Origin of the sequence: Ramlibacter pallidus, assembly GCF_015070875.1 — a bacterium.
Taxonomy (GTDB): Bacteria; Pseudomonadota; Gammaproteobacteria; order Burkholderiales; family Burkholderiaceae_C; genus Ramlibacter; species Ramlibacter pallidus.
In genome coordinates this window covers 465,198-487,939 of the sequence record NZ_JADDIV010000004.1, presented here as the reverse complement: position 1 = coordinate 487,939, position 22,742 = coordinate 465,198, and the positions used below count along the sequence as shown (strand labels likewise).

The following is a 22,742-nucleotide window of genomic DNA, read 5'->3' as shown; positions in this document are numbered from 1 at the left end:
ATCGTTGACTGCGGGCCGCGGTCACGCAACGTTCCGTACTAGCGCTCCCACCCGTCCAGGTGTTCGATGAGGTCGTCGATGGCGATCACTTCCTGTCCGTTGTCGGGGCGCCGGAACACGATGGCCGACCAGCCGTCCATGCCGACGGGCTGCAGCCGCTCGCCGGCGATGCGCAGCGGCTGCCCGGAGACGGCGCGGATCACCACGCGTTCATAGCGCGAGCGGGCAAGCCGCGACGGCGGCAGCGTCCCGTCCCAGGTGCAAAGCCGCCCGACGTCCTCGTAGGCGGCGGGCCGGTCGGGCAGGTCCAGCAGCGACGCCCCGCGACCCTGCAGGACGGCCGCGATGAGGCGGAACGTGAACGGGTCGGACATGCGCCGGATCGGGCGCCAGAAGTACCGCACCGTGCGGCCGGCAATGCCGCGCAGGCTGAGCGCGCCGTGGTTCTCGGTCTCCCACCGGTCCGTGTCGACGTCGCAGGTGAACGGACTCTGCGGATAGCAGTCGAACCGGGCCAGCCAGCCCTTGCGCGAGGTGTGCGGCATGGGCCGAAAACCGCGGATCACCGGGATGCCGCGCCGCGCGAGTTCCTCGGGTTCGTAGCTGGACCAGGCCATGACCTCCCGCACGATACCGACGATCAGCGCGGCCGCCGCGATCATGAGCGCCGGGTCGGGCGTGAAGTCCGACGTGATCTCGATGCGGTCCTGGCGCGGGCGCACGCCGACGCCGGTGGAGCGCCGGTTGGTCGCGAGCAGCATCACCGGCGCGGGCAGGATGAAGGTGAGCAGGTGGGCGAGCTTGCCGATGCTGCGGCCGTTCGCCGGTTCGCCCGGCGGGAGTTCGAAGGAGACGTTGTAGTGCGCGCTGAAGCCCACGAGCTGCGTGTGCCGCCCGTGGCGCGCGTCCCAGGCGTCGAGCTCGCCGCGGATGAACTGCAGCGCCTCCCACAGGGATCGCCCGGCCCGCGCCGCGCAACCGCGCTCGATCTCGATCACCGGCGTGGCGACCTCGATGACGCCGGTGTCGAAGTAGACGGCACCGCCGGTGGGCAGGTGGTACGAGGTGCCCTGCCGGTGCATCAGCTCGCCGCGGATGAAGTCGCGCGGGCTGCCGAACAAGTCTTCCGGCCGCGTCGGCTGGCCGTCGACCACCAGCGAGCATTCGGCCTCGAGGCCGATCGCCGCCAGGGCCAGTGGCGATGCCGCGACCGCCCGCTCCCGCTTCTTGGCATCGGCCATCAGGTCGGCTCCTTCGCATCGTCGGCGCCCGGGTCCTCCGCCGGATCGAACACCGTGTAGCCCAGGTCGACGTGCAGGTGGTCGTCGGCCTCGCCGTCTTCCTGGCCATATGGCCGGATCCAGGCGCCGGGAATCACGCGCCGGGCGATCGCCGCGTACTTCTCGATCTCTTCCCGCGTCTCGAGCAGCGTGTCCCCGATGCGGTAGATGTTGGCGGCCGTTCCCCAGCAGTGGCGCGAGGCATGCCGCGTCAGCGCGTGGCCCGGCGAGCGGTACCCGCCGTTGGCGGCGACATGCACGGTCGTCCCCACCTCCAGCCGGAACAGCTCGAGCGCCGTCGCCAGCAGCACCAGCGCGCACGGCACGTAGCGCGGGAACGAGCGCAGGGGTGCCGCTTCCCGCACGTCCACGCCGATGAGTTCCCACAGCGCGAAGTGGGGCGTGAGCATGGTTTCGCGGGCCTGGCTCCAGGAATCCACGCGCAGGAACGTTGCAGGCAGCACGCGCGCGACCCCCGAGCGACCGCGCAGCGGCTGCCCCGGGCGCAGCACTTCCCGCACCTCGGGCGGGAGGTCCCCGGCGTGCACGAGCGGAAGCGGGAAGGGACTCATGCGCGGTTCCCCGTCATGTACTCGTACACCGCGCGCGAGATCCGCGCGATCGTCTCCTGCCGTCCGTCCACTTCGGGCGCCCACTCGGTGAGGATGACGACGACGTAGGCATCGCGTCCGTCCAGGTACACGATGCCGGCGTCATGGGCGACGGTCGAGATCTCCCCGGTCTTGTGGGCCACGCGCGCGTCTTCCGGCAGTCCCGCCGGGATGCCGCTGCGGAAGCGCTGCTGGTGCAGGATGTCGAGCATCGCCCTGGAGGCCTCGGGCGAGATGGCCCGCCCTTCTTCGATCAGGCGCATGGCGTTGCAGAGGCCGGCGGCGGTCACGCGGTTGTTGATGCCCGCCGCCCAGGCCACTTCGTCCTCCACCCCCCGCTGCAGCTCGATGCCGCTCAGGTGCAGGCGCGCCAGGGAGGCCCGCGCGGCCTCGATGCCGACGAGGTCCAGCAGCAGGTTGGTGGCGAGGTTGCTGCTCGTCACGATCATGTGCTCGGCCAGCGTGTGCACCGTGAGCATGCGCCCGAGGGCGGCGTGCACGTCCGCGTTGGCGTCGCTGCCCTGGGACACGCGGAAGGGCTTGCCGTCGACGAGGCCGTAGAAGCGGTTGCGCACGTGCACGCGCGAGTGCGGCTCCAGGCGGCCCTGCTCGATGGCCTCGTAGACGGCGAGCAGCACCGGCACCTTGATGGTGCTGGCGGCGTGGAACCAGCGCGCGGGATGGATCGACCACGTGGTGTGGTGCTCGAAGTCGTAGACCGCGACCGCGACGGCGGACGCGCGGGCGTTTTCGCCGATCTTCAGGACGGTGTCGCGGAGGGTGGCCTCGGTCATGCCTTCTTGCGGGTTGTTCTTCTGCTGGGCCGGTACGGCGCCGCGGCAGAGCTTGCACGCGAGCCTTCCCGTTCACCAGCGCGATGGTGGAACAACCCGGCGGCGGCCGGCGTCGGACTGGGCCTAGAGTTGGCGGCTGGCCGCGGCCTGCCGCGGCGTCTCGTTGCTCTCGCGGTAGGCGCTGGCCTTTTCCGGCTCGATCGGGCGGATCTCGAACGCCAGGCCGCACGCCAGGCACGGGTTGTCCGCGGCGATGCGCGCCGCTTCGTCGAGGCTCCCGGCCAGGACGAACCAGTAGCCGCCCACGACCTCCTTCGCTTCCGCGAACGGCCCGTCGAGGATGCCGCTGCGGGTGACCAGCCTGGACGCCTTCGCGAGCCGCTGCCCCGGCCTGAACTGGCCGCGCGCGACCAGGGTTTCGTGCCAGGCGTAGAAGGCGTCGATGGCCGCCTGGATCTCCTGCGGCGACTTGTCGGCGTCCCACTGGCCGCGCGACAGCAGCAGGAATTCCTTGGAGGATGGAGGGTTCGTCATCGGGGTCTCGGGGTTGGGGCGCGCATCGTGACGCAGGATGCGGCCGAAGGCAAGTCGCCGCAGCTGCACGCCGGGCCGCGCCGATGCTAGTCTCGCCCCATGGCAGCTCCCGAACCCGACACCCTCGCCGGCCGGCGCGAGCAGATGTTCCCCGTGCTGGACGAAGGCGACGTTGCGCGCGCTGCGCGCTTCGGCACGCCGCGCAGCTACGCCGCCGGCGACCACCTGTTCCGGGCGGGAGAGCCCGGGCCGGGCATGTTCATCCTGCTGAAGGGGCTGGTCCGCATCAGCCAGCGCGACGGCCTCGGGCATGTCGTCCCCATCGTGCGCGAGGGCCCTGGCGCCTTCCTCGCCGAGGTGGGGCAACTGTCCGGCGCTCCCGCGCTCGTCGACGGCCTGGCCGAGGAGCCGGTGGAGGCGATCCTGGTGCCGCCCGCGCAGCTGCGCGCGCTGATCACCGCGGAAGCCGACCTGGGCGAGCGCATCACGCGCGCGCTGATCCTGCGGCGCGTGGCCCTGATCGAGCGGGGCGTCGCCGGCGCCGTGCTGATCGGCGACGCGCAATCGCCGCACCTGGTGCGGCTGGAGAACTTCCTGCGGCGCAACGGCCAGCCCTACCACGTGGTCGGGCCGCACGACGATGCCAGCGCCTGCGCCCTTGCCTCGCAATACGCCAACCGGCCGCACGAGGTGCTGGCGGTCTGCCCGGACGGCAGCATCCTGGTCGACCCGGACGAACAGCAGCTGGCCCATTGCCTGGGCCTGCTGGATCCTTCCGAGCAGCACCAGCTGTTCGACGTGGCGATCGTCGGCGCCGGCCCGGCCGGGCTGGCCACGGCGGTGTATGCCGCCAGCGAAGGCCTGGCGGTCGTCGCCCTCGATTGCCGCGCGTACGGTGGCCAGGCCGGCGCCAGCGCGCGCATCGAGAACTACCTCGGCTTCCCGACCGGCATCTCGGGCCAGGCCCTCGCCGGCCGTGCCTACGTGCAGGCGCAGAAGTTCGGCGCACGGGTGCTCGTGCCGGCACAGGTCTCCGCGCTCGAATGCACGCCCGATGCCCCGCCGGCATTGCGCCTCACCGACGGCCGGCGGCTGCAGGCCCGCTCGGTGGTGATCGCCAGCGGCGCGCGCTACAACCGCCCCGAGGCGCGCAACCTGCCCGCCTTCGAAGGACGCGGCGTGTGGTACTGGGCCTCGCCGATCGAGGCGCGCCTGTGCCGCGGCGAGGAAGTGGTGCTGGTGGGCGGCGGCAACTCCGCCGGCCAGGCCGCGGTCTTCCTCGCGGCGCACGCGGCGCGCGTCACCATCCTCGTGCGGGGCACCGGCCTCGCGGCGACGATGTCGCGCTACCTGATCGACCGCATCGAAGCCGCCGCCAACATCACGGTGCTGCCACGGCAGGAACTCGCCGAGCTCGAAGGCGACGCCGCCGGCCACCTCTCCACCGTGGCCTGGCGCGACCGCGACGGCGGCGAGGTCACGCGGCGGCCGGTGCGCAACCTGTTCCTGTTCATCGGGGCTTCGCCGGAGACCGGTTTCCTCGCAGGCTGCGGCATGGCGCTCGACCGCGCCGGCTTCGTCGTCACCGGGGGACCCGGCCGCGGTGAACTCGAGTCGAGCCTGCCGGGCGTGTTCGCGGTCGGTGACGTGCGTGCGGGGTCCACCAAGCGCGTCGGGGCGGCGATCGGCGAAGGCGCGGCGGTGGTCGCCGCGCTGCACCGCTTCCTGGAGGCCGCGAAGGAGACCGCGTCCTAGCGGGCCGGGCGCCAGAACCACCACGCCGCGGCCACGCCGGCGCAATGCAGCAGCACGGTCGCCGCGTAGGTCGCGCGGAAGCTGCCTTTCACCGACTTGTGCCGCAGCACCTGCTGCGCGAACCAGGCGCCGCCCCAGCCGCCCGCGAGGCTCCAGAGATGGAGCGTGTCTTCCCTGATGCGCCAGCGGCCCTGCTGGGCGGCGTACTTGTCCTGCCAGTAGGCGAAGAAGGTCAGGAGGTTCAGCAGGCAGGATGCACCGGGCACCCACCAGGGAACCTGCCGCTGCCACACCAGCCACGCCAGGGCCAGCGCATAGGCGGCCATCAGTGGCAGCACCCATCGGGCGCCCGAGGCGGGCGAGCCACTCCGGCTGCGGGCAGCAGGCTTGCGTGCCTGAAGCGGTGTCCGGGCCGGATCGCCGCGGGCGGGCGTGGCCTGCATCCCCACAGGCTGAACGGCCATCGCGCGCGGGCCCTTGCCACCGACATGGATTTCGTCGAAATGCACGCGCATGCCCTTGCGCGGCGAGCCGTCGGCCCCCGAGCGGAAGTCCCGCGCATGGACGAACACGTCCTGCGCCGAGCCTCCCGAGCGAATGAAGCCGAAGCCCTTGGCGTCATCCCAGCGGACGATGGTGCCTTCCTTGCGCATCCTCAACTCCCGAGCGGCGTCCGCACCGCCTCCGACATGATGGTGGTCAGTTCCGGCACCCACATCGCAGATTCGTCCACCGCCGTCTGCACCAGCACCGTCTGCGTCGTCCGTTCGACGATCACGCGCTGGCCGTCGTGGCCCACCATCATCATCCAGTTGCCGTCGGCGCGGCCGTGCCAGAAGAAGTACTTGTAGCCCAGCTTCGGCATCGCGACACCGAGCCGCCCTTGCGCATCGGCCGGGGACCAGGACGCGCACTCGTCGATCCAGCGGCGGCTGATGACCTGGCGGCCCTGCATCTCGCCGCCCTGGGCCACGAGTTGCGCGAGCCGTGCCCAGTCGCGCAGGCGCGCGCCGAAGCCGATGCAGTTGAACTCGCGGCCCTGGCCGTCGCACAGCCAGCTGGCCGGCCCCTCGGCACCGAGCGGTTTCCATAGGGCCTCTTCGCAGAAGGCGGCCAGGGTCTTGCCCGTCACCTGCCGGATCACCATGCCAATGGTGAGCGGGCACAGCTCGTTGTAGTTGTAGCGCGCGCCCTGCGGCTCCTACGTCCGGTTCCATTCGCGCACCACGCGCTCCAGGTCGGAAGCGTTGTCGAGGAAAGCGGCGGGATAGATCGTCGCGTTGTCGCGGTGGTGGAGGATGGCCGCGCCACTGGACATGTTGGCCAGGTTGCGCAGCGTGACCTGGCCGTGCAGCGTGCCCTTCAGCGCAGGCAGGTAGTCCTCGGCCTTGTCGTCCATCGACCGCACCAGCCCGCGGTCCACGCAGATGCCCAGCAGCAGCGCGGTGACGCTCTTGGCCATCGACCAGCTGTGCATGCGCATGTCCGGCTTGCGGTCGAACTGGTAGGACTCGAACAGCACGGTCCCGCGGCGCGCGATCAGCAGGCCCGAGATCGGCCAGGCGCGGAGGTAGGCGGTGGCACGCGCCGCCACTGGCCCGAAGGCGTTCTGCGCGTCCGCCGGGGCGGGCGCCAGCGGCGCCGCCGCGTCGCCGGACGCAATCGGACGCGCGCGGAACATGCGCTCGTAGCCGCCCGAGTAGTTGCCGACGCGGTAGGCCTTGTCGGTCCAGGCGCGGTTGGGCGGCCAGCCGGAGGGATAGCCGAAGCGCTGCTCCCAGTTGGAGGCCGCGGCGAGGACGGCAGGGGGCGCCAGCGCGGCCGCGGCGGTTCCCAGGACGAGCGTGCGTCGCGAGGGTGAAGGCATCGGCGGGTTCTACCAGCCGCACGGCCCGGCGGCAATGCGTCCAACGGGCGCCCGCAGCGCGTGCGCCACAAGCACCGGGGCCTCAGTCCTCGTCGTCCGCGCGCCGCTCCCGTCCTCGCCCGCGCTCTGCGCGGACATCCAGCACGATCGAGCCGTTGACGGCCTCGGCGTGCGGCGTCAGGACTGCCAGGATCTCGTCGAGCGCGGCCACCTGCCGCGCGTCGAGCACCGACACCATGCGCCGGTTGATCTCCGCGATCTGCGGGAACAGCTCCGCGTGCAGCTCCCGGCCCTTGGGCGTGGCGGCCAGCAGCGCGAAGCGGCGGTCGTTGCCCTGCACCTCGCGGCGCACCAGCTGCTTCTTCAGCAGCGCGGCGACGACGCGCGACGAGCGCGTGGCATCCAGGTGCGCCAGCTCGCTCAGGCGCGACGGCGAGATGGGCCCGCCGTCGACGATCAGCGCCAGCAGGCGGAACTCGCGGCGGCTCACGCCATAGCGCCCTTCGCACAACCGGATCACCGGCGCGCCCGCCAGCGCCAGGAGGCGTAACAGGCGGTAATTCAACAGGTCATCGGGGGTGCGGGGATCACGCAACATACATCCGTCCCTCATCAACGCTTCATTAGATGCACTACCTCGTCGTGCAGAAGACTCCCCACCTCGCACCGCGCCAGCGAGCGGTGCCCATCCAGGGAGAAGAACCGTGTTGGCCCGTACGTTCATCTTATGCGCGGCGCTGCTGTCCGCCGCCGCCGCTTCCGCCGAGATCGTGATCGCGCAGGTGTCCCCGACCAAGGGCCCGCTGGCCGTCACCGCGGTGGGCAACCACGATGGCGCCAGGGCGTACATCGAGTCCGTCAACGCCCAGGGCGGCGTGAACGGGCAGAAGATCCGCTTCGTGCACGAGGACGACCAGTACAAGCCGGAAGAGACCGTGCGGCTGGTGGAGCTGGTTGCCGCCCGCGACAAGCCGCTGGCCTTCGTCAACCTGTTCGGCTCGGCCAACGTGCTGGCGCTGCAGTCGGCCAAGGTGTTCGACCGCGTCAAGGTGCCGGCGATCGGTGCGACCCCGGGCGCGGAGGGCATGCGCAAGCCGGGCAGCCCGTGGATCTTCCACACGCATGCGGGCGACCAGGCGCAGATCCGCCACATCCTGCGCCACCTGTCGACGCTCGGCATCAGCCGCATCGCTCTGGCCTACCAGGACAACCCGATGGGCAAGAGCGGCCTGGGCCACTTCAACGAGGCCGTCGCGGAGCTGAAGCTGGAGGTGCGCGGGCGCGTCGCCGTGCCGCCGGTGGGCGAGCAGCTGGCCGCCACGGCGAAGAAGCTGCAGGAGACCGGCGCGCAGGCGTACGTGATGGTCCTGGTGCGCAACAGCGGCGCCGCGCTGGTGCGCGACGTGCGCGCCGCCGGCGACCGCACGCCGATGTACGCGATGTCGTACGTGCCCGCGGAGGCGATCCTCGAGAAGGCGCCGCTCGAATCCGCGGTCGGCGTGGGCGTGGCGCAGGTGATGCCCAATGCGGGCGCGGACAAGACCCTGCTGGCGCGCGAGTTCCGCGCCGCGATGCGCAGGTACGTGCCGAATGCCGAGCCCTCCAACCCGCACCTGACCGGCTATGTCGCCGCGCGCGTGGCGGTGGAGGCGATCCGCCGCGCCGGCCCGTCGCCCACGCCCGAGAAGGTGATGGCGGCCATGCGCCAGGTGCGCCTGGACCTCGGCGGCCTGCCGCAGGATTTCTCGGACGGCCAGAACGTCGGCACCCAGTGGGTCGACATCGGGGTCGTCGACCGCCGCGGACAATTGATGTATTGAGACCTGACAAGGGAGTATCGACAGGCATGAACACGCTCACCACCTTCCGCGCCGCCGGCGCGATCGCCCTGCTGGCCCTCGCGGCCGGCGCCGCGCAGTCCCAGGCCTGGCCGGCCAAGCCCGTCCGGCTCTTCGTCGGCTCGCCGCCCGGCGCGCCATCGGACATCACGGCGCGCCTGTTCGCCGAACAACTGGGCAAGCTCGTGAAGCAGCCGGTGGTGGTCGAGAACCGGCCCGGTGCCGGCAACAGCCTCGCGGCGATGGCCGCGGCGAAGGCCGACCCGGACGGCACGACGCTGGTCCTGAGCCCCGACACCGTGCTCACCGTCAACCCGCAAGTCTACAAGTCCGGCGACTTCGACCCCAAGCGCGACCTCGTGAACGTTTCGGTCCTGGGCAGCTTCTCGCAGATGCTGGTGTGCCATCCTTCCGTCGGCGTGAAGACGGTGGCGGAGCTGGTCGCCAAGGCGAAGGCCGGCCGCGTGACCTACGCCTCCGGCGGCCCCGGCGTGCCCGGCCACCTGGCCACGGAGATGTTCCTGGAAGCGGCCAAGGTGCGCATGGACCACATCCCCTACCGCGGCCCGGCGCCGGCGACGCAGGCCGTGTTGTCCGGTGAAGTGGACTGCGGCTTCCTGGCCACCCCCACCGTGCTGCCGCAGGTGAAGGCCGGCAAGATGGCGGCGCTGGCGGTCTCCTCCAGCACGCCGTCCCCGCTGGCACCCGAGGTCCCGACCCTGGCCCAGGCGCTGCGGCAGCCGCACCTGGACGTGAGCTTCCGCCTCGTGCTTCAGGCGCCGAAGGGCACGGCGCCCGCCGTCGTGGCGGAGCTGGAGAAACGCGCGCGCGAAGTCATGGCCACGCCGGACGTGCGCACGCGCCTGCAGAACCACGACGTCGTCGCGATCGGCAGCAGCAGCACGCAGGCACAGGCGGTGCTGGACGCCGAGATGGCGCGCTGGGAGCCGGTGGTGAAGCGCCTCGGCCTCAAGGTCGAATAGGCGATCGCCCACGCCGGCCGCGGGTCCGCCGGGGCGGCGTCGCCCGGGCGGTGGCGGCTATTCGCGGACGAAGCGCCAGGTCACCGTCGCCGCCATCGGCGCGACGGTCTGGCCGGAATTGTGGGAAACGGTGCCGGCCCGCTCGAACCGGCCCTGGCCCGTCCAGGACGTGGCCCGGGTGTCGACCGGCTGGTCGAACAGTTCGAGCTTTCCCTTCCCTTCCAGGAAGGGAACCGACTTCTCCGAGGTGTACGCCTGGCCCGACATCCTCACCGGGACCGGCACGTCGAGCCTGTTCACCCGCAGGCTGAGAAGGCCGGTCTGCCGGTCCACGGACACTTCCGCCTGGCAGACTTTGTCCAGGAGGTCCGCACCTTGTCCCGACAGGTCGAGGCTGCCCGTGCGCTGGAACCGGTACGGCTTCGCGGCCTCGGGCGGGGAGATGTTCATACCGTCGCCTTCGTCCTCCACCGTGAAGGTGCCCTTCGCGCACGGCCCGCGCCGGTCGGCGACCCAGTTCTCGAAGCGCGTGTCGTCCTGCTTCATCGCGCCGACCGCCTGCGGGTTGGCCATGAGCTGCTGGCCGAACGCCACCATGGCCTGGCGCTGGCAGTCTTCATCTCCCTTGCAAGGCTCCAGCGCATCGGCCATGGCCTTCATGCCGGCGGGCATGGGGGCATCGTGCTTGTCGATGCCGCCGACCTTGACGATCGGGACCGGGCTCTTCCCGGGGAAGAACATCGCGAGTTCGATCTCGGCCTTCCGGCTGGAGGCCAGGCGATACCACTCGACCTTGTTGGGCAGGTCCTTGCGCCCCGTGCCCTTCAGCTCGATGGTGAGGAACAGGCGGGCCCTGGATGCTGGAGGCACCGCGGCGGGCGAAGGCACCGCAGGTGCGCCGGCCTCGCCGGGCGAGGTGCCGCGTTCGCCGCTGCACGCGCACACCAGCACGGCGGCGGCCAGCGCGCCCAGGCGCGGGCGCAGGGTTGGGGAAGGACGGCCCACGGGACGCTCCGGTCTTGCGAAGCGGCGAATGTTCGGGCGAGTCGGCCTTCGCCGTAAGTGACCCGGGTCACCGGCACCGCCGGAGCACGGCCGGCATCGTCCCGGCAACGCGCGGCCCTCACGGGGCGGACTGCATCCGTCCCCCGCCGGCCCGCTTCTGCGCGAGCTCCGCGCGCGCGAAGGCCTTGACCTGACCGAGGTCGATCGTGCCGGCGCGGGCCGTATCGATCGCGTCGAAGTTCCGTTCGGCCCACGGGAGGCCGGCGCGTGCCTCGTCGCGGGTGAGGCGGCCGTCGCGGTCACGGTCGGCCAGGGCGAAGCGCTGCTCGAGGTCGTGCGCCATGCGGGCGGCGCGCTGCCCCTGCCCCCGGGCGCAGCCGGAGAGCGTGGCGACGAGGAGGAGGACGATCCAGGCGGTGCGGGTCTTCACGGCGTGTGCTCCTTCAGCGGCAGGCGATCGCCTGGCCGGCGGCATCGTGGCAGCTGACGGTGCGCTGCGCGCTCATGCCGCTGTCCGTGCGGCTGTAGCTGGCGCTGACCTGCGCGCTGTGGCCGGTGGCCGCGTTGGTCACCGTCGTCTGGCGCGAGGCGCTCGCGTGGCCCTGTGCGTCGCGGCTGGAGGTGCCCGAACTCGCGATGCTGCCGCGCGCGTTCGCCGCCGTGAACCGCCCCGCGTGGGTGGCCGAGCCGTCGGGACCCACCGCAGTGTGGCCCCGGCGCACCGCGTGGCCGCCGTGCGGCCCATGGCGTCCGGCCACGGTGGCGACGGACCCGCCCCCGCCGGGGTGGGCCTGCACGATGCGCAAGCGTCCGGCTTCGGCCGGCGGGACGGTGCCCGCCGCCAGGAGGGCGGCGAGCAAGGCAGGAGCAAGGAGGCGGGGGGGGGAGATCGCGGTCATTCGTTTCCTCTGGTTGTCGGCGCGGCGGGACCCATTCCCGCCGCCGGGAGAACTGTGGAGGGCGGCCGTGAACGTGCCGTTTCCGCGGCGGGCGCGTTCATGACAAGCCGTGGCGCCGCCGGCCCTGCGTCATGGTTTGTCATGGTTTCGTTGCTGCATGCGGCCGCTGCCCGCGGCTACGATGCGCCGATGAGCGAACCGCTGGCCCGCGTGCTGATCGCGGACGACGAAGCAGACCTGCGCGCCCTGCTGCAACGCTACCTGGGCGAGCAGGGCTACGCCGTCCGCGCGGTGGAGGACGCCGCACAGGCCGAGCGCCTGCTGCGGCGCGAGCGCTACGACGTGCTCGTGCTGGACGTCATGATGCCGGGCGAGGACGGCCTCGCCGCGTGCCGGCGCCTGCGCGCGCAGGGCGAGACGATCCCGATCCTGATGCTCACCGCGCGGGGCGAGCCGGTGGACCGTGTCGTCGGCCTCGAAATGGGCGCCGACGACTACCTGGCCAAGCCGTTCAACCCGCGCGAGCTGGCCGCGCGCATCCAGGCGCTGGTGCGCCGGCAGCGCCTGCTGGGGGCGCACCACGGGCCTGTCGCCGACCCGGGCGGCGAGATCCGGTTCGGCGCTTTCGTGTTGCGCCTGGACCAGCGCCGGCTGGTCCGCGGCGACGAGGACGTGCCGCTCTCCACGGCGGAATTCGCGTTGCTCCGCGTGCTCGCGCAGCAGCCGCGGCGGCCGCTGGGCCGCGACCGCCTGCTGCAGCTTGCGTATGGGCCCGACCACGCCGCCACCGAACGCAGCATCGACGTGCAGGTGATGCGCCTTCGCAAGGTCGTGGAGGCGGACCCGTCGCATCCGCGGCACATCCGCACCGTGTGGGGCTTCGGCTACGAGTTCGTGCCGAACCCCGATGCGCCATGACGCTGCTGCCCGCCAGCCTGCGCGGGCGCTATGCGCTCCTGATGGTGCTGCTCGTGGTCCTGGGCCAGGTGATGGCCGCCGTGCTGCTGCGGGAACTGGTGCTGCGGCCCCGCCTGGCGCAGGCGGCGGAAAGCACGGCGCACACCGCGCAGGCGCTGCGGGCCGGGCTGGCGGCGCTGCCGCCGGAACAGCGCGAGGCCTACGTCCGGGCCTTCAACGACCGCGAACTCCGCGCGGAGACCGAAGCGGCCGCACTGCAGGTGCCGCACGCGCGGGCCGCCCGTCCCCTGAGCCCCATGGAAGCCGGGTTCGTCCAGGCGATCTCCGACCGCCTGGACGACGGCGGGCCGGTGCAGTGGCGCCGCCAGGAGAACGGCCGCCTGGAACTGCGGATGGCCGTCGATGGCGTGGACCACTGGCTGGTGCTGCCGGGGTTGCGGGTGGTCCGCGAGTTCAGCGGGGCATGGGTGATCGCGACCTCGGCGAGCGCGCTGCTGGCCCTGCTGCTGGCCCTGTGGATGCTGCGCCGGGTGGGACGGCCGCTGGCGAACGTGGAGCAGGCGGCGCGGCGCGTCGGCGCCGGCGACATGCCCCCGCCCCTGCCCGAGGACGGCCCGCGCGAGATCGCCACGGTGAGCCGCAGCTTCAATGCGATGGTGCACGGGCTCGCGCAGGCGGAGCGCGATCGCGCGGTGATGCTGGCGGGCGTGTCCCACGACCTGCGCACCCCGCTGACCAAGTTGCGGCTCGGCGTGGAGCTCGCCGACGGTCGCCTCGACGAGGAGCTGCTGGCGAGCATGCGGCGCAGCATCGGGGAAATGGACGGCATCGTTTCCCAGTTCCTCGACTTCGCGCGCGACGACGCCCTGGCCGCGACCGCGCCGGTCGACCTGTGGTCGCTGGCGCAGCAGGTCCGCGCCGCGCAGGCCGACCATGGGCGCACCATCCGCCTGGAAGGCGGGCCGCAGCCCGTCGCCGCCGTGCACGAAGCGGCCATGCTGCGCGCCGCGGGCAACCTGGTGGAGAACGCCTTCCGCCATGGCCGCCCGCCCGTGGCGATGCGGGTCGGCAGCGACGCGACCCACGCCTGGCTGGACGTCTGCGATGCGGGCGACGGCTTCCCGCCGGGCCGTGCCGAGGAACTGAAGCAGCCCTTCCGTCGGGGCGACAGCGCCCGCAGCGGCGTCGCGGGCGCCGGCCTCGGGCTGGCCATCGTCGACCGCATCGTGCGGCGGCATGGCGGGGAGCTGAGCCTTGGCGGGGAGCCGGGCAGGACCTGCGCGCGCGTGCGCCTGCCCTTGGCCGCGCGGGCGCGTCCGGGAAAGGATTGAACCCGCATCGCGCACCTAGAATGGCCCGGTGCAGGGATTCAAGCGCAAGGTCGTCTACGTCGTTTCGTTCGAGCTGCTGGCCATCGTGCTGGCGAGCACGCTGTTGCGGTGGCTGTCCGACAGCCCGGTGGTGACCGCGGGCCTCACGGCCGCGGCGTCGTCCGCGATCGCGATGGCCTGGAACTACGTCTACAACAGCCTGTTCGAGCAATGGGAAGCGCGGCAAGTCCGCAAGGGCCGCAGCCTGCTGCGGCGCGTCGTCCATGCGGTCGGCTTCGAAGCCGGGCTCGTCGTCATGCTGGTGCCGCTGTTCGCGTGGGTGCTGGGGGTCAGCCTGCTGGCCGCGCTGCTGCTCAACGCCGCCATGATCGTGTTCTTCCTCGTGTACGCCTTCCTGTTCAACCTGGCGTTCGACCGCGTGTTCGGCCTGCCGCTGTCGGCCCAGCCACGATAGCCCCGCACCCCCTGCCTGCGCACCCTGCGCACCCTGCGCTCCCTCGGCGCCTGGCCAGGCGCACGGCCCGGCGCGTTCACGTCCGGCGGGCCGGCACCGGCTTCCTGCGGGCCGCCGGGCGGGGAGCGGCCGAGGCCGCCTGCAGCAGGCGCCGGAACGTCGGGCACTCCATGTGGCTGGGCGCGGGGCACACGGCCGCATGGCGCAGGCTCCTGCTCACCGCCTGCAGCCGCCGCACCGTCCGGTCGATCTCGTCGGCCTTCGCCTCCAGCCTTCGGCGGTCGATGTCCGGGCGCCCCTCGGGCGAGAACATGGAGCGGATCTCGTCGAGGGAGAACCCGGCCGTCTGCGCCAGCGCGACCAGCGCCAGCTGGTCCAGCACGCCGGCGGGGAACACGCGTCGCAGGCCCTGCCGGCCGACCGATGCGATCAGCCCCTTCTCCTCGTAGTAGCGCAGCGTCGAGGCCGCGATGCCCGAGCGCCGTGCCACTTCCGCGATGTCCATGCCGCCACCCCTTGACTTCAAGTCGACTTGAATTCCTATGCTCGCCGCACCTTCCCTTCCGGTCAACACAGGAGCCTCTATGTCCCTCACCCTCCAGGCCTTTGCGGCGCGCGTGCGCGCGATCCTCCAGGAAGACGGCACGCCCTGCGGCCGCGCGCGGGTCGCCGCCCTCCTCGGCGAAGCCTTGCAGGACCGCGCGTTCGTCGAGAGCGCCTTCGACGCCACGACACCCGAGCGCAAGGTGCTGCACGAAGATCCGCAACTGGGCTTCTGCATCCTCGCGCACCGCTACACGGACGCGCGCGACGGCGGGCCGCACGACCACGGGCCCTCGTGGGCCATCTACGGGCAGGCCGACGGCGAAACGACCATGAGCGACTGGGTCCCGGTCGGGACCGTTGCGACCGGCGGCCGCGCCAAGGTGCGGAAGGTGCGCGAATACAAGCTCACGCCGGGCACCGCGCACCTCTACAACGAGGGCGACATCCATGCGCCGAGCCGTGCGGGCGCGTCGCGCCTGATCCGCATCGAGGGCGTCAACCTGGAGCGGGTCCGGCGCGGCGTGTACGAAGCGGTGACGGACACGCCTGCCTGAGGCCGCCTGCGCGCCGTCGCCCCCGGGGGCTACAGCAGGGGCGCGCCCTCGTCCTTCACGCCGGCAATGAGGTAGGCCTGCATGCCCTGCACGATCCCGTCCATGCAGTGTCCCGCCGGCCCGGGGAAGCGGCCATCGACCGTGAGCGTCTGCAGGCTCTCCGCGATCGACAGGACGCGGCTGCGGTCGGCCCCGGCCGTGTTCAGCGCGCCCGCCAGCGCGAAGCCCACCGCCTGGCCGCACCCGTCCAGGGCCGCCATGACCTCCGCGCGCGTGACCGGTGTGCTTTCGCTGGGCTCGTTCATGGTCGTGCTTCCGAAAAACGCCAAGGGTAGCGCATGGTCCGGCGTCATTGGGGCGCCGGTTTCGGACCCCGTCCCAGCCTCGCCTTGGCCAGCTCGATGAACTCGCGCGTCTTGGTCGGCGGCTCGCCCCGCCCCGGCCAGGCGGCGTAGAGCGTCACCACCGGGAGCTTCAGCGTGGGCAGGATGCGCACCAGGCGCCCGGCGTCGACCTCGGCTTCCACGATGAACCGCGGTCCGGCGAACAGCCCCGCGCCGGCCAGCGCCAGCGCGCGTCCGCCCGCGGAGCTGGAGGTGCTGACCGTGCGCTGGAAGCGGACCGACTGCTTGCCGTCGCGGGTCTGCAGCGTCCAGGGATGGGGGATCAGCGTGAAGGCGATCCACGCATGCGAGGCCAGCTCGGCCAGCCGCCGCGGCGTGCCGCGCTCGCGCAGGTACTGCGGCGACGCCACGCACCAGACGTCGTACTCGGCCAGCGTCACGGCGCGCAGGCTCGAGTCGCGCCGCGTCGTCGCGCGCAGGCTCAGGTCCAGGCCGTCCGCCACCAGGTCGAGCAGCCGGTCGCTGGGCCGGTACTCGACCTGCATTCCGGGATGCAGCCGCAGGTAGTCGGCGATGACGGCCGCCACCGCGACGGCGGTGTCCTCCGAAGACGTGACCCGCAGCACGCCCGAGAGCTGCGCGGCCTGCCGCATGGTGCGTTCCGCCAGGCGCTGGGCCTGGTCCAGCAGCGCCTGGCCCTCTTCCAGCAGCGCGGCGCCGGCATCGGTGGGCGCCAGGTTGCGGGTCGACCGGTGCAGCAGCTGCACGCCGAGTTCGCGCTCCAGCGTGGCCACCTGCTGGCTGGCGGCGGACTTCGTGATGGCGAGCTGGTCGGCGGCGCGGGTGAAGCTGCGAGTGGCGCAGACCGTGACGAACACTTCCAGGCGGGCGAGGTTCATGCGTCCAGTATCGCTGAACAATCAATTCCCATTCGGCACCTTTTTCCGGACGGCCAGGACGCGCAACATCCAGGCACCTCACCACGAAAGGAACCGCATCATGTTCGTCCTCCTCGGCTCCAACGGCCAGATCACTTCCCAGCTCGCCCGCCTGCTGCTGCTGGCCGGCGGCCACGCCGTCCGCGTCGTCGGCCGCAGTGCCGGCGCGCTGGCACCGCTGCAGGCGGCCGGGGCCCAGGTCGCCGCCGGCGACCCCACGGACGCCGCCTTCCTGCAGCGCGCGTTCGCCGGCGCCACGGCCGTCTACACCATGACCCCGCCCTGCTACGCCGAACCGGACATGCGCGCGGCGCAGGACCGCATCGGCACGGCCGTCGCCCAGGCGCTGCGGGCGGCCGGCGTGCGGCGCGTCGTCAACCTGTCCAGCGTCGGCGCGGAGCTGCCGAGCGGCACGGGCCCCATCGCGGGACTGCACGCGCAGGAACGCCGCCTGGACGCCATCGACGGGCTCGACCTGCTGCACCTGCGGCCCGGCTCCTTCATGGAGAACCTGCTGCCGCTGACCGGCGCGGTCGCGGCGATGGACGCCCTGCCCGGCATGGAGTCCCCCGAGGCCCGCATCCCGATGGTGGCCACCGCCGACATCGCGGCCGTCGCCGCCCGCGAGCTGGTGACGCCGCAGCATCGCGGAGTGCTCGTGCTGCATGCACCGGGCAGCGTCACCCTGCGCGAAGCGGCCGCCCTCCTCGGCAGCGCCATCGGCAAGCCGGGCCTGCAGTACGTGCAAACCTCCGGTGCGGATACCAAGGCGATGCTGCGCGAACAGGGCTTCTCCGCCGATGCCGCCGACCAGCTCGAAGCGCTGGCCGCGTGGCTGTCGACGTCGCCGCTCGGGTCGCTGGCCGTCGCCCCCGCGGAGGTGCAGCCGACCACGCTCGACGCTTTCGCGCGGGGCCGCTTCGCGGCCGCCTATGCCGAGGTCGCCGGCCAGCCTGCCTGAGCCGGGGCCCTTGGGCGAGAATGCCGGAAGCCCTCCCCTCGACCTCGCACCATGAAGCACCGGACCTCCCTCACGCTGGCCGCCGTGGCAGTGGCCGCCGCGCTGGGGGCTGGGTACCTGGGCGGAGGGTTCACGACGCGCGGCGAAGCGGTCGCGACCCTCGATCCCGCGCGCGTGGAATTCATCCGCACGCCGGGCGGCTTCCTGCAGGTCGCGGAGATGCGCAAGGTCGAGGAGTTCGCCTGGCAAACCGCATGGGCTTGCCCCTTCGTCGACTGCAGCGGGCTGCCGAAGACGATCTCCAGGGTGCGCGTGAAAGCGCAGTTCGTGTTCCGCATCCCGCTGGCCGAGCGATGGAAGCTGGAGCCGGAAGGCGATCGCTACAAGCTGACCGTGCCGCCGCTGCAGCTCCAGGCGCCGGTGGCGTTCGACACGGGCAGCATGGAGATCGTCACCACCGAACAGAGCGTGTTCTCGCCCGGCGCGGCACCGAACCGGGAGAACGCCGTGCGCCACCTTGGCCCCGAGCTCGCCCAGCGCGGCGCGAGCCCGGCCTACCTCGACGCGCAGCGGCAGAACGCGGAGCGCACGGTCGTGGAGTTCGCGCGCAAGTGGATGCTGGAGCAGGGCCGGAAGGACGCGCGTCCCATCCGCGTCGTGTTCGACGGCCCGAACCCGCTGTAGCCCGCTACCAGCCCAGGCCGAAGCGCAGGGCCAGCATCACGCCGGTGCCGCAGACGATCGTCCCGAACAGGCTGCGGCGCCAGGCGTAGAACGCCAGGCCGGCCAGCGCGCCGAAGATGCGGGCGTCGCGCCAGGTCTCGACGAGGTGGCCTTGCGTCAGCACCAGTTCCGGCGCGACCACCGCCGCCAGCGCCGCGACCGGTGCGTAGCGCAGGCCTTCGCGCAGCCAGGCCGGCATCGGCAGGTCCTGCTTCGGCAGCAGGAAGAAGGCGCGGCACGCGAACGCGATCAGGGCCATCCCCAGGGTTGTGACGAAGATCTCTCCCGCGCTCACGGCCGGCCACCTCCGCGGCCGGGAAACGCCCTGTCCGCCAGCACGCCGACCGCGACGGCGGCCGCGATGGCGACGATGATGTTCAGCTTCAGCGGCAGCGCGTAGGCCGCGACCGCGGCGCAGGCGGCGACCACCGCGGCCGCCCAGGTGACGGGCTGGCGCAGCTGCGTGCACGTCAGGGCCAGCAGCGCCATGGTGCCGGCGAAGCCCAGGTTCCAGGACGGCGGGATGCCGTGCCCCATGACGATGCCGGTGATGATGGAGACTTCCCAGACGGCGAAGGTGACGAGCGCGCTGCCCAGGAAATAGTCCTGGTACCTCGGCCCGGGCAGCGGCTCGGGAAAGCGGCGGATGAACAGCGCGAAGCTGCTGTCGCCCATGAGGAAGCTGAGCGCAGCCCGTTGCCGTCGCGACAGATGCATGAAGTACGGCCGGTAGTGGAAGCTGAAGGCCATGAAGCGCAGGCTGACGCACAGCGTCGTGGCCCAGACGACCCACATCGGCGCGCCCGAAGCGATCAGGGGCAGCGAGGCGATCTGTGCCGAGCCGGCGTAGACGACCAGCGACATGAAGATGGCCAGGGGCACGCCCATCCCGCTCTTGGCCATGGCGACCCCGGCCACCAGGCCCCAGGCGGCGATGCCGATCGCCATCGGGATGGCTTCCACGGCGCCTTCGCGGAACAGCGGCTGCCGCACGAGCGCCGTCACCTCGGCACGGAACGAGGCGATCGCCGATCTCGAAACCATGGGCCGAGTCTACCGGCGGCGCCAGATCCCTTCGGCGTGGGCCGGATGACCTGGGCCCGTGTCGATTCCGCGCCCCCTGCTTCGTCGTGGGAAGGCAAGCACCCCGATCATCCCGATTTCCAGGAGGCCCCCATGCAACCCCTTCGCACCTTCGCCGCTACCCTGCTCGCCGCCGGACTGGCGCTGACCTTCCTGCCCGCCGCGTCCCAACCGACCTCCGCCGCCAGTCCACCGAAGGCGGCGGCGAAAGCCGGCAAGCCCATCCAGGCCGGCTTCGTCCGCGCCAACGGCGTCGATTACCACTACCAGGTGCACGGCAAGGGCGAGCCGCTGCTGGTCCTGCACGGCGGCCTGGGACACACGGACATGATGGCGTCCCTGATCGCCCGGCTGGCCCGGAAGCGGCAGGTGATCGGCGTCGACCTGTACGGCCACGGCCGCACCGCCCTCACGGACCGGCCGGTCAGCCTGGTCGACATGGGCGACGACATGGCGCAGGTCCTGCGGCAGCTCGGGCACAAGCAGGTCGACGTGGTCGGCTATTCACTGGGCGGCGGCGTCGGCTTCCGCCTGGCCGTGCAGCATCCGCAACAGGTGCGGCGGCTGGTGCTGGTTTCCACCGGCTACGCGCAGGACGGCTTCTTCCCCGAGATGCTGCCGCTGCAGGCGCAAGTCGGCGCGGCCATGGCGGACGCGATGAAGGAAACGCCCATGTACAAGTCGTACGTCGCCGTCGCGCCGAAGCCGCAGGACTTCCCCAAGCTCCTCGACCGGATGGGTGCCTTCATGCGCAAGCCCTACGACTATGCGGACGACGTGCGCGGGCTGGCCATGCCGGTGATGCTGGTGTACGGTGACAGCGACATGTACCGGCCCGAACACATCGTCAAGTTCTACCAGCTGCTGGGCGGCGGCCTGAAGGACGCCGGCTGGGGCCGCGAGAACATGTCCAGGAACCGGCTGGCGATCCTGCCCGGCCACACCCACTACGACCTGTTCCTGGCGCCCGCCCTCGTGCCCACCATCCTGCCCTTCCTGGAAGGCCAGGAAAACACGGCCAGCTGGCAGCAGCAGGTCGACGCCGGGAAATGAAAGGAAGGAACCCCATGACACGCGTGCGCGTCGAAAGCTTCACGATCTCGCTGGACGGCTACGGAGCCGGACCGGAGCAGAGCCTCGCCCACCCGCTCGGCGTGGGCGGCACCGATCTGCACCAGTGGCTGCTGCCCACGCGCACGCTGCAGCGCACGCTCTTCGGGGCCGACGGCGGCACGACCGGGATCGACGACGACTTCGCCGCGCGCGGCTTCCGGGACATCGGCGCCTGGATCCTGGGCCGCAACATGTTCGCCCCGAGTCGCGGTCCCTGGCCCGACGACGGCTGGAAAGGCTGGTGGGGCGACAACCCGCCCTACCACGTGCCGACCTTCATCCTGACGCACCACGCGCGCGGACCGATCGTGATGGAAGGCGGCACGACCTTCCACTTCGTCACGGGCGGGATCCATGAAGCGCTGGAACGGGCGCGCGAGGCCGCACAGGGAAAGGACGTGCGCATCGGCGGTGGCGCCGCCACGATCCGGCAGTCCCTGCGCGCCGGCCTCATCGACGAGATGCACTACGCCATCTCGCCGGTCCTGCTGGGTGCCGGAGAGCGCCCGTTCGAAGGCGTCGACCTGCGCGCCCTGGGCTACGAATGCGTGCAGTTCGCGCCGTCGCAGAAGGCCACCCACGTGGTCCTGCGCCGCAAGGCAAGTTAGGGGCGCTCAGTCCAGCTTGATGCCCAGGTCCACCGCCAGCTTGATCCACACCGGCACGTCGCGCTCCCAGTCCTTGCGCGTCTCGGCCAGGTTCCTGGGCTTGTTGGGGATGGCGAAGCTCTCCCGCAGCCTGGCCGCCGCCGGCGTGTTGGACCAGTCGACCGCGGCCCGGGACAGCAACTGCAGCACGGGCTCCGGCGTGCCGGCGGGCGCCATCAGCGGCAGGCCGCCTTCCAGTGCCACCAGCCGCCCCTCGATGCCCTGCTCGACCAGTGTCGGCACGTCCGGGAGCTTGGGGCTGCGGTAGCTGCCCGTCACGCCGATCGGGCGCACCCCGCGCGTCGACACGGTGTTGAAGGCCTGGTAGCTGCCGATGGCGACCTGCGTCTGGCCACCGGCGACGTCCACCCACATCGGGGCTTCCCCACGGTAGTGGACCGCCTGGATCTTCGTTCCTTCGGCACGGTTCGTCTGGTCCGCGACCATGTGCGGATAGGAGCCGGGCGCGTAGGTGCCCATCGAGGTCGGGTTCTTCTTCGCGTAGGCGATGAACTCCTTGAAGTTCGTGACGCCCAGCTTCTCGGGCACGCCGACCACCAGCGGGCCGGACGGGAAGAAGACCACCGGCGTGAGGTCCTTGTCCAGGTTGTAGGGCAGCTTCGTGTACAGCACGCGGTTCTGCCACACCGTGCCGGACGTCGTCATCAGGAGGGTGTGGCCATCGGGCGGGGACTTCGCGACGAAGTCGATGCCGATGATGGCGCCGCCGCCCGGCTTGTTCTCCACCAGCACCTGCTGGCCCAGGCGCGCGCCCAGGAACTCGGCGTAGTGGCGTGCGTACGCATCGGTCAGCCCGCCGGGCGGGAAGGCAACCACGATGCGGATGGGCTTGCTGGGCCACTTGGCCGGCTGCGACCATGCGGCCGGCGCGAGTGCCGAGGCGCCGGCGGCGCCGGCAGCGAGCAGGAAATCGCGGCGCTTCGCGCCCGTGGAACGTTGCATGCCGGTCTCCTTGAGGCGCGCAGTCTCGCACCGCCCGCCGGCCGCTGCAATCGGTGGAAGGTCGCTTGCGCGACCCCCGCGTTCAGCCTGCGCGCGACTCCATTTCCTTGCGCAGCCGTTCTTCCTGCTCGCGCAGCTCGGGCGTCAGGGCGTCGCCGAAGTCCTCGGCCGAGAAGATCTGCCGGATCTCGATCTCGGAATCGGTGCGCATCGGGTTCGGGCACTTCTTCACCCATTCGATCGCTTCCTGCAGCGAAGCGCACTTCCAGATCCAGAAGCCGGCCACCAGTTCCTTCGTCTCCGAGAAGGGCCCGTCGATGACGCGCCGGTCCTTGCCGGAGAACGCGACGCGCGCGCCGCGCGAGCTCGGGTGCAGGCCCTCGCCCGCCTCCATCACGCCGGCCTTCACCAGCTCTTCGTTGAACGCGCCCATCGCGGCGAATTCCTGCTCGGTCGGCATCACGCCCGACTCGCTGTCCTTCGTCGCCTTCACCATCACCATGAATCGCATGCTCATCTCCTTGGGTGGACCGGGGCAGCCATCCGCCCCTCACCTGCACGACGATCGGCGCGGCGCCGGATCGACAGCCGCTCGTCGACG

General features: G+C 71.7%; 29 protein-coding genes. 11 read left to right on the top strand and 18 right to left on the bottom strand.

Annotation, left to right across the window (positions count from 1 at the left end; translation table 11 throughout):
• Positions 1-38: 38 nt before the first annotated feature.
• The 4 genes from IM787_RS15625 to IM787_RS15610 all read right to left on the bottom strand — a co-directional run bounded on the left by IM787_RS15625 (position 39) and on the right by IM787_RS15610 (position 3,288).
• Complete coding sequence (locus tag IM787_RS15625) at positions 39-1,241, bottom strand: hypothetical protein (RefSeq protein WP_193677604.1); 1,203 nt, start codon at positions 1,239-1,241, stop codon at positions 39-41.
• Positions 1,241-1,852 carry a hypothetical protein gene (locus IM787_RS15620; protein WP_193677603.1) on the bottom strand — a complete coding sequence of 204 codons (612 nt, stop codon included), beginning with the start codon at positions 1,850-1,852 and terminating at the stop codon, positions 1,241-1,243. The genes IM787_RS15625 and IM787_RS15620 overlap by 1 nt, the downstream gene beginning before the upstream one ends.
• On the bottom strand, positions 1,849-2,685 hold the full coding sequence (locus IM787_RS15615; protein WP_193677602.1) for a serine hydrolase: 837 nt from the start codon (positions 2,683-2,685) through the stop codon (positions 1,849-1,851). Before IM787_RS15615 ends, IM787_RS15620 begins: the two co-directional genes overlap by 4 nt.
• Positions 2,686-2,808: 123 nt before the next feature.
• Positions 2,809-3,288, bottom strand: coding sequence for a YciI family protein (locus tag IM787_RS15610; RefSeq protein ID WP_354004424.1), 480 nt, complete (start codon positions 3,286-3,288; stop codon positions 2,809-2,811).
• Between the two features lie 30 nt (positions 3,289-3,318).
• Here IM787_RS15610 and IM787_RS15605 point away from each other — a divergent pair, with 30 nt between their 5' ends.
• The gene (locus IM787_RS15605) at positions 3,319-4,974 is read left to right on the top strand and encodes an FAD-dependent oxidoreductase (RefSeq protein ID WP_193677601.1); all 1,656 of its coding nucleotides are present in this window, start codon (positions 3,319-3,321) and stop codon (positions 4,972-4,974) included.
• Here the strand turns inward: IM787_RS15605 and IM787_RS15600 are convergent.
• From IM787_RS15600 to IM787_RS15585, 4 genes are all read right to left on the bottom strand, one after another.
• Complete coding sequence (locus tag IM787_RS15600) at positions 4,971-5,627, bottom strand: cold shock and DUF1294 domain-containing protein (RefSeq protein WP_193677600.1); 657 nt, start codon at positions 5,625-5,627, stop codon at positions 4,971-4,973. The two genes, IM787_RS15605 and IM787_RS15600, sit on opposite strands and share 4 nt — an antisense overlap.
• A 2-nt stretch (positions 5,628-5,629) precedes the next feature.
• Positions 5,630-6,121: a serine hydrolase domain-containing protein gene (locus IM787_RS15595; protein WP_193677599.1), complete on the bottom strand. Its 492-nt coding sequence runs from the start codon at positions 6,119-6,121 to the stop codon at positions 5,630-5,632.
• A gap of 54 nt (positions 6,122-6,175) precedes the next feature.
• Positions 6,176-6,841, bottom strand: a complete 666-nt coding sequence (locus IM787_RS15590) for a serine hydrolase (RefSeq protein ID WP_193677598.1) — start codon at positions 6,839-6,841, stop codon at positions 6,176-6,178.
• Positions 6,842-6,923: 82 nt separating this feature from the next.
• Positions 6,924-7,406: a MarR family winged helix-turn-helix transcriptional regulator gene (locus IM787_RS15585; RefSeq protein ID WP_193677597.1), complete on the bottom strand. Its 483-nt coding sequence runs from the start codon at positions 7,404-7,406 to the stop codon at positions 6,924-6,926.
• Between the two features lie 142 nt (positions 7,407-7,548).
• On the opposite strand from IM787_RS15585, the gene IM787_RS15580 reads away from it, so the two are divergent.
• Positions 7,549-8,661 carry an ABC transporter substrate-binding protein gene (locus IM787_RS15580; RefSeq protein ID WP_193677596.1) on the top strand — a complete coding sequence of 371 codons (1,113 nt, stop codon included), beginning with the start codon at positions 7,549-7,551 and terminating at the stop codon, positions 8,659-8,661.
• Between the two features lie 26 nt (positions 8,662-8,687).
• Positions 8,688-9,662, top strand: a complete 975-nt coding sequence (locus IM787_RS15575) for a Bug family tripartite tricarboxylate transporter substrate binding protein (RefSeq protein ID WP_193677595.1) — start codon at positions 8,688-8,690, stop codon at positions 9,660-9,662.
• 57 nt (positions 9,663-9,719) lie between these two features.
• Here IM787_RS15575 and IM787_RS15570 read toward each other — a convergent pair whose 3' ends face one another.
• The 3 genes from IM787_RS15570 to IM787_RS15560 form a co-directional block, all read right to left on the bottom strand.
• Positions 9,720-10,667 carry a hypothetical protein gene (locus tag IM787_RS15570; protein WP_193677594.1) on the bottom strand — a complete coding sequence of 316 codons (948 nt, stop codon included), beginning with the start codon at positions 10,665-10,667 and terminating at the stop codon, positions 9,720-9,722.
• Between the two features lie 118 nt (positions 10,668-10,785).
• Positions 10,786-11,097 (bottom strand): EF-hand domain-containing protein, encoded by a 312-nt coding sequence (locus tag IM787_RS15565; RefSeq protein ID WP_193677593.1) that lies wholly within the window; start codon positions 11,095-11,097, stop codon positions 10,786-10,788.
• A 13-nt stretch (positions 11,098-11,110) separates the two neighbouring features.
• Positions 11,111-11,566 (bottom strand): hypothetical protein, encoded by a 456-nt coding sequence (locus tag IM787_RS15560; RefSeq protein ID WP_193677592.1) that lies wholly within the window; start codon positions 11,564-11,566, stop codon positions 11,111-11,113.
• Positions 11,567-11,755: 189 nt separating this feature from the next.
• Between IM787_RS15560 and IM787_RS15555 the strand changes: the two genes are divergently transcribed.
• From IM787_RS15555 to IM787_RS15545, 3 genes are read left to right on the top strand one after another with little or no spacing between them, the layout of a single operon-like run.
• Entirely contained in the window at positions 11,756-12,484 is a 729-nt protein-coding gene (locus tag IM787_RS15555; protein ID WP_193677591.1) for a response regulator, read from the top strand.
• Positions 12,481-13,815 (top strand): ATP-binding protein, encoded by a 1,335-nt coding sequence (locus IM787_RS15550; RefSeq protein WP_193677590.1) that lies wholly within the window; start codon positions 12,481-12,483, stop codon positions 13,813-13,815. The genes IM787_RS15555 and IM787_RS15550 overlap by 4 nt, the downstream gene beginning before the upstream one ends.
• Positions 13,816-13,843: 28 nt before the next feature.
• Positions 13,844-14,269: a PACE efflux transporter gene (locus IM787_RS15545; RefSeq protein WP_193677589.1), complete on the top strand. Its 426-nt coding sequence runs from the start codon at positions 13,844-13,846 to the stop codon at positions 14,267-14,269.
• A 76-nt stretch (positions 14,270-14,345) separates the two neighbouring features.
• Here the strand turns inward: IM787_RS15545 and IM787_RS15540 are convergent, their stop codons facing one another.
• Entirely contained in the window at positions 14,346-14,774 is a 429-nt protein-coding gene (locus tag IM787_RS15540) for a helix-turn-helix domain-containing protein (RefSeq protein ID WP_193677588.1), read from the bottom strand.
• 79 nt (positions 14,775-14,853) lie between these two features.
• On the opposite strand from IM787_RS15540, the gene IM787_RS15535 reads away from it, so the two are divergent.
• Positions 14,854-15,369: a cupin domain-containing protein gene (locus IM787_RS15535; RefSeq protein WP_193677587.1), complete on the top strand. Its 516-nt coding sequence runs from the start codon at positions 14,854-14,856 to the stop codon at positions 15,367-15,369.
• A gap of 29 nt (positions 15,370-15,398) precedes the next feature.
• Here the strand turns inward: IM787_RS15535 and IM787_RS15530 are convergent, their stop codons facing one another.
• Together IM787_RS15530 and IM787_RS15525 are read right to left on the bottom strand one after the other, a co-directional pair.
• Complete coding sequence (locus IM787_RS15530; RefSeq protein ID WP_193677586.1) at positions 15,399-15,674, bottom strand: hypothetical protein; 276 nt, start codon at positions 15,672-15,674, stop codon at positions 15,399-15,401.
• A gap of 44 nt (positions 15,675-15,718) precedes the next feature.
• On the bottom strand, positions 15,719-16,612 hold the full coding sequence (locus IM787_RS15525) for a LysR family transcriptional regulator (protein ID WP_193677585.1): 894 nt from the start codon (positions 16,610-16,612) through the stop codon (positions 15,719-15,721).
• Positions 16,613-16,712: 100 nt separating this feature from the next.
• Between IM787_RS15525 and IM787_RS15520 the strand changes: the two genes are divergently transcribed.
• Both IM787_RS15520 and IM787_RS15515 read left to right on the top strand, forming a co-directional pair.
• The gene (locus IM787_RS15520; RefSeq protein ID WP_193677584.1) at positions 16,713-17,612 is read left to right on the top strand and encodes an NAD(P)H-binding protein; all 900 of its coding nucleotides are present in this window, start codon (positions 16,713-16,715) and stop codon (positions 17,610-17,612) included.
• 51 nt (positions 17,613-17,663) lie between these two features.
• Positions 17,664-18,296 carry a hypothetical protein gene (locus IM787_RS15515; RefSeq protein ID WP_193677583.1) on the top strand — a complete coding sequence of 211 codons (633 nt, stop codon included), beginning with the start codon at positions 17,664-17,666 and terminating at the stop codon, positions 18,294-18,296.
• Positions 18,297-18,300: 4 nt separating this feature from the next.
• On the opposite strand, the gene IM787_RS15510 is transcribed toward IM787_RS15515, so the two are convergent.
• Both IM787_RS15510 and IM787_RS15505 read right to left on the bottom strand, forming a co-directional pair.
• Positions 18,301-18,630: an AzlD domain-containing protein gene (locus tag IM787_RS15510; protein ID WP_193677582.1), complete on the bottom strand. Its 330-nt coding sequence runs from the start codon at positions 18,628-18,630 to the stop codon at positions 18,301-18,303.
• A complete protein-coding gene (locus IM787_RS15505; protein ID WP_193677581.1) occupies positions 18,627-19,379 on the bottom strand; it encodes an AzlC family ABC transporter permease in 753 nt (250 codons plus the stop codon). Before IM787_RS15505 ends, IM787_RS15510 begins: the two co-directional genes overlap by 4 nt.
• A 132-nt stretch (positions 19,380-19,511) precedes the next feature.
• On the opposite strand from IM787_RS15505, the gene IM787_RS15500 reads away from it, so the two are divergent.
• Both IM787_RS15500 and IM787_RS15495 read left to right on the top strand, forming a co-directional pair.
• Positions 19,512-20,471 (top strand): alpha/beta fold hydrolase, encoded by a 960-nt coding sequence (locus IM787_RS15500; RefSeq protein WP_193677580.1) that lies wholly within the window; start codon positions 19,512-19,514, stop codon positions 20,469-20,471.
• A 14-nt stretch (positions 20,472-20,485) separates the two neighbouring features.
• Entirely contained in the window at positions 20,486-21,139 is a 654-nt protein-coding gene (locus tag IM787_RS15495; RefSeq protein ID WP_193677579.1) for a dihydrofolate reductase family protein, read from the top strand.
• Positions 21,140-21,145: 6 nt separating this feature from the next.
• On the opposite strand, the gene IM787_RS15490 is transcribed toward IM787_RS15495, so the two are convergent.
• Both IM787_RS15490 and IM787_RS15485 read right to left on the bottom strand, forming a co-directional pair.
• Positions 21,146-22,141 carry a Bug family tripartite tricarboxylate transporter substrate binding protein gene (locus tag IM787_RS15490; protein ID WP_193677578.1) on the bottom strand — a complete coding sequence of 332 codons (996 nt, stop codon included), beginning with the start codon at positions 22,139-22,141 and terminating at the stop codon, positions 21,146-21,148.
• Between the two features lie 82 nt (positions 22,142-22,223).
• Positions 22,224-22,652 (bottom strand): YciI family protein, encoded by a 429-nt coding sequence (locus IM787_RS15485; RefSeq protein WP_193677577.1) that lies wholly within the window; start codon positions 22,650-22,652, stop codon positions 22,224-22,226.
• Positions 22,653-22,742 lie beyond the last annotated feature (90 nt).